The 12,054-nt window shown below is 71.5% G+C and carries 10 protein-coding genes and 1 pseudogene; 8 read left to right on the forward strand and 3 right to left on the reverse strand.

The window, feature by feature from the left end:
* The 3 genes from PHA29_RS09670 to proB form a co-directional block, all read left to right on the forward strand.
* Window positions 1-253 (forward strand): hypothetical protein (locus PHA29_RS09670; RefSeq protein WP_270849402.1); only part of this gene is annotated, 253 nt, incomplete at its 5' end.
* Window positions 254-356: 103 nt separating this feature from the next.
* A complete protein-coding gene (locus PHA29_RS09675; RefSeq protein WP_270574723.1) occupies window positions 357-1,868 on the forward strand; it encodes a nicotinate phosphoribosyltransferase in 1,512 nt (503 codons plus the stop codon).
* 97 nt (window positions 1,869-1,965) lie between these two features.
* Complete coding sequence (proB, locus tag PHA29_RS09680) at window positions 1,966-3,102, forward strand: glutamate 5-kinase (RefSeq protein WP_270849404.1); 1,137 nt, start codon at window positions 1,966-1,968, stop codon at window positions 3,100-3,102.
* A gap of 55 nt (window positions 3,103-3,157) precedes the next feature.
* Here proB and PHA29_RS09685 read toward each other — a convergent pair whose 3' ends face one another.
* Complete coding sequence (locus PHA29_RS09685; RefSeq protein WP_270849406.1) at window positions 3,158-4,369, reverse strand: alpha/beta fold hydrolase; 1,212 nt, start codon at window positions 4,367-4,369, stop codon at window positions 3,158-3,160.
* Window positions 4,370-4,730: 361 nt separating this feature from the next.
* Here PHA29_RS09685 and PHA29_RS09690 point away from each other — a divergent pair, with 361 nt between their 5' ends.
* Both PHA29_RS09690 and PHA29_RS09695 read left to right on the forward strand, forming a co-directional pair.
* A complete protein-coding gene (locus PHA29_RS09690) occupies window positions 4,731-6,017 on the forward strand; it encodes a glutamate-5-semialdehyde dehydrogenase (protein ID WP_270849407.1) in 1,287 nt (428 codons plus the stop codon).
* 99 nt (window positions 6,018-6,116) lie between these two features.
* Window positions 6,117-7,067, forward strand: a complete 951-nt coding sequence (locus PHA29_RS09695) for a carbohydrate kinase family protein (protein ID WP_270849409.1) — start codon at window positions 6,117-6,119, stop codon at window positions 7,065-7,067.
* Between the two features lie 132 nt (window positions 7,068-7,199).
* On the opposite strand, the gene PHA29_RS09700 is transcribed toward PHA29_RS09695, so the two are convergent.
* A complete protein-coding gene (locus PHA29_RS09700; RefSeq protein WP_270849411.1) occupies window positions 7,200-7,811 on the reverse strand; it encodes an HD family phosphohydrolase in 612 nt (203 codons plus the stop codon).
* Between the two features lie 228 nt (window positions 7,812-8,039).
* Window positions 8,040-8,543, reverse strand: coding sequence for a CarD family transcriptional regulator (locus PHA29_RS09705; protein ID WP_270849412.1), 504 nt, complete (start codon window positions 8,541-8,543; stop codon window positions 8,040-8,042).
* Window positions 8,544-8,856: 313 nt separating this feature from the next.
* Between PHA29_RS09705 and argS the strand changes: the two genes are divergently transcribed.
* The 3 genes and pseudogenes from argS to PHA29_RS09720 all read left to right on the forward strand — a co-directional run.
* On the forward strand, window positions 8,857-10,701 hold the full coding sequence (gene argS / locus PHA29_RS09710) for an arginine--tRNA ligase (protein WP_270849413.1): 1,845 nt from the start codon (window positions 8,857-8,859) through the stop codon (window positions 10,699-10,701).
* 352 nt (window positions 10,702-11,053) lie between these two features.
* On the forward strand, window positions 11,054-11,737 hold the full coding sequence (locus PHA29_RS09715) for a transaldolase family protein (RefSeq protein WP_270574730.1): 684 nt from the start codon (window positions 11,054-11,056) through the stop codon (window positions 11,735-11,737).
* Window positions 11,737-12,054: pseudogene (locus tag PHA29_RS09720) on the forward strand (transcription termination factor Rho); the annotation flags it as partial. The gene PHA29_RS09715 and the pseudogene PHA29_RS09720, both read left to right, overlap by 1 nt.

Below are 12,054 nucleotides of genomic sequence, written 5' to 3' on the forward strand. Positions count from 1 at the left end.
GGCGTCCGAGGAGGGCGCCGCCGAGCCCGCGCCCGCCCGCGCCGCCGAACCCTCCCGCGCCGCCGCCGAGCGCCCCGTCGTCGACCCGGACAACCCCACCTTCGGCCAGCGCATGGTCATGACGCCGGAGGGCACGGACGAGGACGGCATCCCCGGGATGCCCCCCGCGCAGAAGCTCGTCATCGGGCTGTGCCTGCTGCTCGCCGTGGGCGGCGGCATCTGGGTCGTCCTGTCCAACGCGGGCGTCGTCTAGGCCCCGCCCGCCCCATCCCCCTCCGCGCGCCGGCATGCGCCCCGGCGCCGGCACCCCGGGCCCCTCCGCGGCCCGCGCTTCCTTGAACGAGAAGGAGCACACCATGGCATTGACCGACATCAGCAAACCGACCGACATCGCGATGCTCACCGACCTCTACGAGCTCACGATGGCGCAGGGCCTCTGGGAGCAGGGCAAGCAGGACGAGCAGGGCTGCTTCACCGCCTTCTACCGCGACCACCCCTTCGGCAGCGCCTACGCCGTCATGTGCGGCAGCGCGGAGCTCGCCGACCTCGTGGAGAACATGCGCTTCACCGACGAGGACATCGCCTACCTCGCCGGGCTCACGGCCCCCGCGGGCGGCAGCATGTTCTCCCCGGCGTTCCTCGAGTACCTGCGCGGCTTCACGCCCCATGTGGACATCGACGCCGTCCCCGAGGGCGAGCTCGTGTTCCCGCGCGAGCCGCTCGTGCGCGTGACGGGTTCGACCCTCGAGTGCCAGCTGCTCGAGACCGCCCTGCTGAACGCGATCGGCTTCCAGACGCTCGTCGCCACCAAGACGGCGCGCGTGGTCGCGGCGGCGAAGGGGCGCCCGGTGGCGGAGTTCGGCCTGCGCCGCGCCCAGGGGCCCGACGGCGGCATGGCGGTCGCGCGCGCGAGCTACGTGGCGGGGTGCGCGTCGACCTCGAACGTGCTCGCGGGCCGCAAGTACGGCATCCCCGTGTCGGGCACGCACGCCCACAGCTGGGTGATGTCCTTCGATTCCGAGCTCGAGGCGTTCCGCGCCTTCGCCGCCAGCAGCCCCAACAACTGCACGCTCCTGATCGACACCTATGACGTGCGCGAGGGCGTCGAGAACGCCATCACGGTCGCGCGCGAGATGGAGGCGCGCGGCGAGCGCCTCGCGGGCATCCGCATCGACTCGGGCGACCTGGCGAAGCTGTCCGCCTACGTGCGCGACCGCTTCGACGCCGAGGGCCTTCCCTACGTGAAGATCGTCGTCTCCAACGACCTCGACGAGTACACCATCCAGTCCCTGCTGAACCAGGGCGCGCCGGTCGACAGCTTCGGCGTGGGGACCAAGCTCGCCACCTGCTACGACCAGCCGGCGCTCGGCTGCGTCTACAAGCTGTCCGCCCACCGCGCGGGGTCGGACGCCCCCTGGACCCCCGTCGTCAAGCTCTCCGAGCAGCCCTACAAGCGCACCATCCCCGGCGTGCAGCGCGTGCGCCGCTACATGGACGCCGACGGCAGCCCGGTGTGCGACATGATCTACGACGAGGCCTACCTGGCGGGGGAGGGCGCCGCGCGCGGCACCGAGCTCGTCGCCGTCGACGACCCGGCCCTCGTGACCGAGGTGAGCGGGCTGGCCTACCGCGAGCTGCTCCAGCCCGTGGTGCGCGACGGCGTCGCCGTCGCCCCGCGCGAGCCGCTCGGGGAGGCCCGCGCCCGGTGCGCCGCGGCGCTCGGCTCGCTCGACCCCGTGTACAAGCGCTTCCTGTACCCGCAGTCCTATATGGTCGGCATGGAGCTCGGCCTGTCGCGCGTCCGCGACGAGCTCGTGCGCGAGCGCATGGCCGCCAGCAGCTCCGCCATCCCCTGGAAGCGCATCTAGCAGACGGACAGTCCCGGCAGGGGCGGGTCCGGGTCGGGGCGCCGCGCGCCCGGCCCGGGCCCGCCCTTTGCGGGCGCATCGACCCGAAAGGCTTGCCATGGCCGCATCAGCATCCTCACCGGCGAAGACGATGGTCGTGAAGATCGGCTCCTCCACGCTCGTGGGGCCCGACCGCGCGCTGCGCCGCGACTTCATCGCCGACCTCGCCGCCCAGGCCGACGAGCTCGCCGGGCTCGGCTGGCGCCTCGTGGTGGTGAGCTCCGGGGCCATCGCGTGCGGGGCCCCCGTCCTCGGCTTCGGGTCGCGCCCCGCGGACATGCCGAGCCTGCAGGCGTGCGCCTCGGTCGGGCAGTGCGTGCTGTCGGCCGCCTACGACGAGGAGTTCCGCGTCCGCGGCCTGCTCACCTCGCTCGTGCTGCTGACGCGCCAGGACACCGCCCGGCGCACCTCCTACCTGCATGCGCGCGACGCGCTCGGCAGGCTGGTCGAGCTCGGCGTGGTGCCCGTGGTCAACGAGAACGACACCGTCACCGTGGACGAGATCCGCTTCGGCGACAACGACACGCTCGCGGCGCTCGTCTCCTGCCTGGTCTCGGCGGACCTGTGCGTCACGCTCTCCGATATCGACGGGCTGTACACGGCCAACCCCGCGCTCGACCCCGACGCCCGCTTCATCCCGCGGGTGGACCGCATCGACGCGGGGATCATCGCGTCGGCGGGGGACTCGACGACCTCGGTGGGCACCGGCGGCATGATCACCAAGATCCGCGCGAGCCGTATCCTCATGACCGCCGGTATCGCGAGCGTGATCTGCAGCGGGGCCGAGCCCCGGGCGCTCGTGCGCCTGGCGCGCGGCGAGTCGGTGGGGACGCTGTTCGCCCCGCCCGCCGGCAGGCTCGACATCGCCCCGCGCAAGCTGTGGATCGCGCTGGGCGATTCGGCCCACGGCGCGGTGACGGTCGACGCCGGCGCCGTCCGCGCCATCGTCGAGGGCGGGTCCTCGCTGCTGCCGGTGGGCATCACCGCGGTCGAGGGCGATTTCCGCGCCGGCGCGACCCTCGACGTGCGCGACCCGGACGGCTTCACCGTGGCCCGCGGGCTTGCGCAGGCGGGGTCCGACGAGCTCAGGCTCGCCGCCGGCCGCCATCAGGACGAGATCGCCTCGAACCGCCTGCTCGCCGCGCTGGCGGGAAGGCCCGCCATCCACCGCGACGAGCTCATCGTCTTCGCGTGAGGGCCCTCGCCGCGCCCGCGGGCCGCGTGGCCGCCCCGGCGCGGCCGCACCGGGCCTAGCGCAGGGGCAGGCGGCCGAGCGAGCCCGCCTCCTCGAGCAGGTGCGCGAGGACCCGCGTGCCCGCGCGCAGGCCGTCGTGCTCGAACTCGTTGGTGACCCATGCCCGCGCGGAGCCCACGCGGGAGAGGGTGTCGAGCTGCAGGCCGGAGTCGACGTACATGTCGTCGAAGTAGACCGCCGCGGTGAGCGGGACCTCGTTGGCGGCCAGGCGGACCGGGTCGTAGACGCGGTCGAACCGCGTGTCCTCCATGAGCAGGTCCATGGCGCGGGCGAAGGGGGCGAGCTCCGGGCACTGCTCGAACATCCACGGGAAGCAGGCCTCGCCGGTGAACAGCAGCGGGCGCGCCGAGGCGTCGAACTCGGGCATGCGCGCCTTCTGCGAGGCCGCCGCCCAGCGGATGGGCGCGCAGTCCCCGTCCGCGTAGATGAGCTCCTGCAGCGTCCAGTAGAGCGGGTTGGCGCGCGTCGTGGTCCGCGCGAGCACGTCCATGAGGAAGCCCTCGGACAGCGCGGGCGCGTGCCCGCCCGACCGTGCGCCGAGGCCCCCGTCGAGCGCCTCGAAGGCGTGGTCCATGAGCCAGTGCATCCGCTCGAAGCTCGGCTTCATGCCGAAGTCGCTGCCGAGCAGCTGGAGGCGCTCGACGGTGAGGGGGCTGCCGTCCGGCAGCGGCACCGGCCGCTCCCCGAGCAGGTCGGCGAGGGCCGCCACGCGCTCGACGTCCTGCGGGTAGCGCTCGTAGTAGCGGCGCGTCTTGTCCGCCATGCGCGGGAAGGTGCGCGCGTAGACCTCCGCCGCGTCGCCCGGCACGTGGGGGATGCCCCCGCACACGAGGCTCGCGCAGACGCCCTCGGGGAACAGGGAGAGGTAGGCGAGGGTGAGGAAGCCGCCGTAGCTCTGGCCGAGGGTGGTCCACCTGCGCCCCTCGAACCGCGTCAGGCGCAGGTACTCGAGGTCGCGCACGATCGAGGGGGCGAGCAGCCGCTTCAGCAGGTCGGCCTGGGCGCGCGCGGGGTCGGCCCCCGCCGCCTCGGCGCGCTCCCCGAGCGCGGCCGCGCCCCTGCCGCTCACCCTGCTGCTGCGCCCGCACCCGCGCTGGTCGGGGAGGATGACGCGGTAGCGCTTGACGGCCTCCGAGAGCCAGGCGGGGTCGTCGGCCGAGCACGGGCGCGGGGACTCGCCGCCCGGCCCGCCCTGGAGGAAGACCATGAGCGGCAGGTCCTCGTCGGCGCGCGGGGTCGCAGACCACGCGGTAGAACAGCTTGATGCTCTCGGGCGCCCCGGGGATCGGCGCGGGGGCGGCGCCGCGCCGCATGGTGCTGCCCAGGGCGAGCAGGGCGGGCTCGAGCCCGCGCCAGTCGAGGGGGACGTCGATGGAGTGGTCCTCGACGAGCAGGCCGGGGACGAGGTAGCGGGCGAGTGCGGTCATGGGGCATCCTTTCGTCGGTCCGCCCGGCGCGCGGGCCGGGCCCTCCCATTGTCGCATGGGCGGCGCGCCCGCGCGCCGGCGCCGGATGGGCCCCGGGCATTTCGGGTACCATGGGTGGGACGCCTCAGGAAAGGAAGACCCATGTCCCAGGAAATCAACGCGTACGTCGAGCGGCTCGCCCGGGATGCCAAGGCGGCGTCGCGCCCCCTCGCCGCGGCGTGCGACGCCCAGCGCAGCGCGACGGTCCGCGCGATGGCGATCGCCCTGCGCGACCGCGCCGACCTGATCCTCGCCGCCAACGCCGAGGACATGGCGGACGCCCGCGCGGCGGGGACCGCCGACGGCCTGCTCGACCGCCTGCTGCTCACGCCCGAGCGCATCGAGGGGATGGCGGTCGGGCTGGAGCGCCTCGCATGCCTGCCCGACCCGGTGGGCCGCGTGCTCGAGCACCGCACCATCGACTGCGGGCTCGACCTCACCCGCGTGAGCGTGCCGCTCGGTCTCGTGGCCATGGTCTACGAGGCGCGCCCCAACGTGACCGCCGACGCCGCGGCCATCTGCATCCGCACCGGCAACGCCTGCATCCTGCGCGGCGGCTCGCTCGCCCAGCGCTCATGCGTCGCCATCGCCCGCGCCCTGGGCGACGCCGTGGAGGTCTGCGGGCTCCCCCGCGCGGCGGTGAGCATCATCGAGACGACCGACCGCGCCGCCACGGGCGCCCTCATGGGGCTGCGCGGCATCGTCGACGTCCTCATCCCGCGCGGCGGGGCGGGGCTCATCCAGCGCTGCGTGCGCGAGTCGCTCGTCCCGGTGATCGAGACGGGGACGGGCAACTGCCATGTGTACGTGCACGAGAGCGCCGACCTCGAGCGCGCCGAGGCCATCGTGGTGAACGCCAAGACGCAGCGCGTGGGCGTGTGCAACGCCTGCGAGTCGCTGCTCGTGGACGAGCGCGTCGCCGGGCCCTTCCTCGCGCGCATGCTCCCGGTGCTGGCGGAGCACGGCGTGCTCGTGCACGGCGACCCGGCGACCTGCGAGGCCGCCCGCGCCGCGGGGCTCGGGGAGGGGACCGCGTTCGTCCCCGCCACCGAGGAGGACTGGGGCCGCGAGTACCTCGCGCTCGAGATCTCGGTCAAGACCGTATCCGGCCTCCCCGAGGCCGTCGAGCACATCAACCGCTACGGCACCATGCACTCCGAGGCGATCGTCGCCCGGGACGAGGAGGCCTGCGAGCGCTTCCTCGCCGAGGTCGATGCGAGCTGCGTCTACGCCAACGCCTCGACGCGCTTCACCGACGGCGGCGAGTTCGGGCTCGGCGCCGAGATCGGCATCTCCACGCAGAAGCTGCATGCGCGCGGCCCCTTCGCCGCCGAGGCCCTCACCACCTACAAGTACGAGATCCGCGGGACCGGGCAGGTGCGCCCCTAGCACGCCGGTCGGGACGGGACGCATCGGCGCATATCGCCGGCGCCGCCCCGCGGCTATCATAGGGGTGTCGGCGACGCACGAGACACGGGAGGCTGCATCATGTTCGACGTGACGACCCTGGGAGAGGTACTGATCGACTTCACCGAGGCGGGGACCTCGGACGGCGGGATGTCGCTGTTCGAGCGCAACGCGGGCGGCGCCCCGGCGAACGTGCTCGTCGCGCTCCAGCGCCTCGGGCACTCCACCGCCTTCATCGGCAAGGTCGGGGCCGACATGCACGGCGAGTTCCTGCGCCGGACCCTCGAGGGGGAGGGCGTGGACTGCTCGGGGCTCGTCAGCGACCCCGCCTTCTTCACCACGCTCGCCTTCGTGGCGCTCGCGCCGTCCGGCGAGCGCACCTTCTCGTTCGCGCGCAAGCCCGGCGCCGACACGCGGATCGCGCCCGATGAGCTCCCGCGCGACGTCATCGCGTCCTCCCGCGTCTTCCATGTGGGGTCGCTGTCGCTGACCGACGAGCCGGCGCGCTCGGCGACGCGCGCCGCCATCTCCCTGGCGCGCGAGGCGGGCTGCACCCTGTCCTACGACCCCAACTACCGTGCGAACCTGTGGTCCTCGCCCGAGGCCGCGGCCGAGCAGATGCGCTCCGTGATCGCCGATACGGACCTCATGAAGATCTCGGACGAGGAGTGCGCGCTGCTCACGGGCGCCGCCGACCCCGAAGACGCCGCCCGCGCGCTGGTCGACGCGGGCGTGAAGGTCGCGGTGGTGACCCTCGGGGGGTCGGGCGCCTACGTGCGCTGCGCCGAGGGCGGCCGGACGGTGCCCGGTTTCCCCGCCGAGGTCGTGGACACCACGGGTGCGGGCGACTCGTTCTGGGGCGGCTTCCTGGCGGCGTTCTGCGAGAGCGGCCTTCCCGCCGATGCGGTGACGCTCGATGACGCCGAGCGCTTCGCGCGCATGGGCAACGCCGTCGCGTCGCTGTGCGTGCGCGGCCGCGGGGGCATCCCGTCCATGCCCGACCGCGCCGCCGTCGAGGCCCTGCTTCCGTAAGGGCCGCGGGGGCGGACGCCGCGGCGGGGAGGATCCATGCGAAAGGGGCCGCCCGCACCGCGCGATGCGGTGCGGGCGGCCCCGAAGCGCTCTGCCGTGCGGGCGCGGTCCCTTCCCGGCGCCTGCTCGCCGCTACCGGGCGTCGGCCGCGCCGAAGGTGTCGCGGTCGGGGGCGAAGGACTGCATCGCCTCGATGGTGCGCGCGAACAGCTCGTCGAGCTCCCAGCCGAGCATCTCGGCGCCCGAGCGGATGACGTCGCGGTTCACGCCGGCCGCGAAGCGCTTGTCCTTGAACTTCTTCTTGAGGGACTTCACGTTGAAGTCCATCACGCTCTTGGACGGGCGCATCACGACGGCCGCGCCGATGAGCCCCGTGAGCTCCTCGCAGGCGAACAGGATCTTCTCCATCTGGAGCTCGGGGCGGGGCAGGTCTTGGTTGAAGTCGCTCGTGTGCGTCTGGATGGCGCGGATGAGCTCGGGGGTGCCGCCCGCCGCCTCGATGTCGGCGGCAGCGTAGACCGTGTGGTTCATCGGGTCGTCGGCGTGCTCCTCCCAGTCGAGGTCGTGAAGCAGCCCCACGATGCCCCAGAACTCCTCGTTATCCGGGTCGAATTCGCGGGCGAAGTAGCGCATGACCTGCTCGACCGTCTCGCCGTGCTCGATGTGGAACGGGTCCTTGTTGTGCTCGAGCAGAAGCGCGCGGGCCGCCTCGCGCGTCATGCCCGCAGAAAGCCTGTCAGCCACAGATCCTCCCATCCGCCGCCCCGCGGGGCGGCATCTACGAAAAAAGGCGCCCGTGACCCTGCCTTATAGCGCGTGCGCGCCGTACCTGCGGTCAGAGCCGGACACCTTGGTTCCCCCATCCGGTGAAGGGGGAGGCTTGATATGAGGTGAATGTAGCACGCGCCCCGATGCCGGTCAACGGCCCGGAGGGCGAGCGCGGGGCAGCCGCCGGGGGCCGCCCCGCGCACCCTAGTTGTCCGCGATCTCACCTGCGGCGACGGCGGCGGCGTGCAGGCGCGCGTCGGCATCCTGCTCGCTCACGCCGAGCGCGACGGCGAACTCCTCGACGGAGCGGCGGCGCGCCTCCTTGTAGACGCGCATGTAGTAGCTGCTCGGCTTGCGGGCGTGCTCCTCGGCGTCGCGGATGCGGCTGCGCATCGTCTTGGCGACGCGCAGGGTCTCGGGCGCCCCGAGCTTGAGCTGGCCTTTGAAGTAGCTCTCCTCGAGCGAGCTGTTGCGCTCGGTGAAGGGGTCGCATTCGAGGGAGGCGTAGCCGTCGATGAGCGCCTCGGCCTCCTCCCTCGAGATGCAGGCGTGCAGGCGGGCGGCCTGCGCCACGGGGTAGAGCAGGCGGGTGCGCGCGTGGCCGGATCTGGCTTCCAGGACGATCATGGGCGCGGGCCCGTCCTCGAAGTCCATGACGGTGCAGACCCCTTGCCCGGGATGGATGACGTGCTCTCCGATGCTGAACATGCTTCCTCCAACTGATGAGCTGTGACACTTGTATAAGAATACCATGTTTACGTGCGGTTTTTCTAAAAACAGCCACATAAACGGCACATTTGGCGTTCCGACCCCCTGCAAGGCGGCCAAGCCGGACGGAGCTGCCCGCATCTGCCCGGAAGGCGCAAGACGGCCAGCTCGCAGGGCGAATCGGGCGCCCATAACTTTTGCATATTGGGGGAGCGCACGGGGGCGTGCAGGCGCCCTGTGCTAGAGTAGGGGCACGTTGCAGCACAGATCCCGTCGCCGGTGCGGTGCGGCGGGCACATTCGGAGGAGGACACATGCCCGAGAAGATCGAAGAGCTGGTTCGCGCCGCGCTCGCGGCCGCCCAGGAGGCGGGCGACCTGCCCGCGTTCGAGCTGGAGGACTGCGGTGTCGAGCGTCCGGCGGACACTTCTCACGGCGAGTGGACGTCCACCATGGCGATGCGCTCGGCCAAGCTCGCCCACTGCGCGCCCCGCAAGATCGCCGACGCGCTCATCGCGCATATGCCCGCTGACCCGAGCATCGAGAAGGTCGAGGTCGCCGGCCCCGGCTTCATCAACTTCTATCTGTCTGTCGCTGCCAAGAACGCCGTGTTCGCCGAGGCGCGCGAGCAGGGGATGGACTTCGCCCGCTCCAACGTCGGCGGCGGCGTGAAGACCCAGGTCGAGTTCGTGTCCGCCAACCCCGTCGGCCCCATGCACGTGGGTCACGGCCGCTGGGCCGCGCTGGGCGACTCCATGTGCCGCGTGATGGAGCACGCCGGCTACGACATCGAGCGCGAGTTCTGGATCAACGACTACGGCAACCAGATGAACACGTTCGGCAACTCCATTTCCAAGCGCTATATGCAGCTTGCCGACATCATGGACAAGCAGGGCTGCGACATTGACGCCGCCCGCGACTTCCTCGCCAAGGATCGCGACAACTACGTTCAGGACGAGGCCGACGAGCATCCTGATAGCCATCCCTACATGGATGAGTTCACCGCCGATTTGGGCAAGGACTCCTACGGCGGCACCTACATCATCGACGAGGCCGCTGCCTTCTGGAAGAGCGACGGCGACCAGTGGGTGAACGCCGACCCGCAGGAGCGCATGCTCTCCTTCCGTGAGCGCGGCTACCAGAAGATGCTCAAGGACATGAAGGACACCTGCCACGACGTGCGCTGCGACTTCGACGTGTGGATGAGCGAGCGCACCATGTACCAGAAGGATTGGACGGGCACCTCGCCGGTCGAGCGCGCCTACGCCAAGCTGGACGAGATGGGCTACCTCTATCGCACCGATGACGGCGCGCTGTGGTTCAAGTCCACCGCCTTCGGCGACGACAAGGACCGCGTCATCCAGAAAACCAACGGCGACTACACCTACTTCTCGTCCGACATCGCCTATCACTGGAACAAGTTCCAGCGCGTCGACCTCGTTCTCGACATCTGGGGTGCCGACCACCACGGCTACATCGCCCGCGTCAAGGCTGTCTGCGACGCTCTGGGCTACCCCGGACAGTTCGAGGTGCCGCTGGGTCAGTTCGTGAACCTGCTGCGCTCCGGCAAGCCGGTCCGTATGTCCAAGCGCAAGGGCACGATGATCACGTTCCGTGAGCTCATCGACGAGGTCGGTGCCGATGCTGCCCGCTACACGCTCGTTTCCCGCTCCTCCAACCAGACCATCGACTTCGATATCGATGCCGTCAAGGAGAAGAGCCAGTCCAACCCCGTGTACTACGTGCAGTACGCGCATGCCCGCATCTGCTCCATCCTGCGCAAGGCCGCCGGCGTCACGCCCGAGCAGGCCGACCTCATGGGCATGGAGAACGTCGCCGTCAAGGCCATCTACGGCGATGTCGACTATGCGCTGCTCACCGATCCCACCGAGCTTGCGCTCGCCCGTAAGCTCTCCGAGCTGCAGGACCTCATCGCCGGCGCCGCCCGCGATCGCGCCCCGTTCCGCCTCACGCACTACGTCGAGGAGCTCGCCTCCGCGTTCCACAGCTTCTACGCTGCCTGCCAGGTGCTGCCGAGCGAGGGCCATCCGGTCGAGCCCGAGCTCGTCCGCGCGCGTCTGGCCGCGTGCGACGCCGTTCGCTCGGTGATCGCCCTGTGCCTGTCGCTGATCGGCGTGTCCGCGCCGACGCGCATGTAGCGACCTTCGCGCGGCCGTCCGGATGCGTTCCGGGCGGCCGCCTTTTTTCTTTCGCGCCGCCCGGGAGGCCCGGGCACGGCGCGGGCGCTCGCCGCGCCCCGCATCCTTCCCGCCGGCGCCGCCCCCGCGCCGAGCTGCGGCATCTCACCGCCCGGATGGGCGCGTCGGGCGAATTGTGCTATAGTTGCGTTGCTGTTTGCAGCATATCCTGTCTACAACCCCCATGCGAACCGCCGCGGCGCCTGTTCCCGGCGGCGCATCGTGCCGTTTTCCTGCGCGGGCAGTCCGCGCCATCTCATCTCCCCAAGGGTACGGGCCGCGACCGCGCGGCTGCATATAAGGAGGTACTGCCATGAAGTTCTTCATCGACACCGCCGACCTCGACGAGATCGCCGAGGCCAAGAGCTGGGGATGCCTCGCCGGCGTCACCACCAACCCCTCGCTGTACGCGCGCACCGGCGGCAAGCTCGCCGATTTCGAGCCGCATATGCTCAAGATCGCCGAGCTGTGCGAGGGCCTTCCCGTCTCCGCCGAGTCCACGGCGACCACGGCCGAGGGCATGATCGAGGAGGGCCGCCGCCTGGCCGCGCTCGCGCCGAACATCTGCGTCAAGCTCCCCGTGTGCGAGGCCGGCCTCGCCGCCTGCCGCGCCCTGGCCGACGAGGGGGTCCGCATCAACATGACCCTCGTGTTCTCCGCCCCGCAGGCGCTGCTCGCCGCGAACGCCGGCGCCCGCTACATCTCCCCGTTCGTCGGCCGTTTCGATGACATCGGCGAGGACGGCATCTCCCAGCTCGCCGACGTCGTGGCCTGCATCAAGAACTACGACTGGACGGGCAAGAACGTGGACGACACGGTCGAGATCATCACCGCCTCCGTGCGCACCCCCAACCACGTGACCCAGGCCGCGCTTCTCGGCGCCGACATCGCCACCGTGCCGTTCGGCGCGCTGAAGAAGTGCCTCAAGCACCCGCTGACCGATCAGGGCCTCGCCTCCTTCGAGGCCGACTGGAAGAAAGTAGTTGAGCAGGCATAGTGGCAGACGAACGCAACGATTCGATGAACGGCGAGCAGACCGCGGCCGCCCCGGCTCCGGCCGCCCCTGCCGAGCCCGCGGCACCCGAGGCCGCCGCCCCGCGCCGCCGTACCCGCAGGACGAAGAAGGAGGCGGACGCCGTCGAGGCGCCCGCCTCCCCGGCGGGCGGGGACGCCCTGACCGATGACGCGCCCGCGCGGTCGCGCTCGCGCAAGAAGGCCGAACCCGCCGAGGTCAGCCCCGAGGTCGCCCAGGCGCGCGCCCTCGCGCAGATCTCCCAGGCCCAGGTCGTCCGCCGCCAGCGCCGCGAGGAGCAG

The organism is Candidatus Collinsella stercoripullorum (assembly GCF_027669965.1).
Taxonomy (GTDB): domain Bacteria; phylum Actinomycetota; class Coriobacteriia; order Coriobacteriales; family Coriobacteriaceae; genus Collinsella; species Collinsella stercoripullorum.

What these genes read in the sequence shown, in the direction of transcription:
- PHA29_RS09675 (WP_270574723.1), top strand. Translation starts at nt 357, where the DNA reads ATGGCATTGACCGACATCAGCAAACCGACCGACATCGCGATGCTCACC.
- proB (WP_270849404.1), top strand. Translation starts at nt 1,966, where the DNA reads ATGGCCGCATCAGCATCCTCACCGGCGAAGACGATGGTCGTGAAGATC.
- PHA29_RS09685 (WP_270849406.1), bottom strand. Translation starts at nt 4,369, where the DNA reads ATGGTCTTCCTCCAGGGCGGGCCGGGCGGCGAGTCCCCGCGCCCGTGC.
- PHA29_RS09690 (WP_270849407.1), top strand. Translation starts at nt 4,731, where the DNA reads ATGTCCCAGGAAATCAACGCGTACGTCGAGCGGCTCGCCCGGGATGCC.
- PHA29_RS09695 (WP_270849409.1), top strand. Translation starts at nt 6,117, where the DNA reads ATGTTCGACGTGACGACCCTGGGAGAGGTACTGATCGACTTCACCGAG.
- PHA29_RS09705 (WP_270849412.1), bottom strand. Translation starts at nt 8,543, where the DNA reads ATGTTCAGCATCGGAGAGCACGTCATCCATCCCGGGCAAGGGGTCTGC.
- argS (WP_270849413.1), top strand. Translation starts at nt 8,857, where the DNA reads ATGCCCGAGAAGATCGAAGAGCTGGTTCGCGCCGCGCTCGCGGCCGCC.
- PHA29_RS09715 (WP_270574730.1), top strand. Translation starts at nt 11,054, where the DNA reads ATGAAGTTCTTCATCGACACCGCCGACCTCGACGAGATCGCCGAGGCC.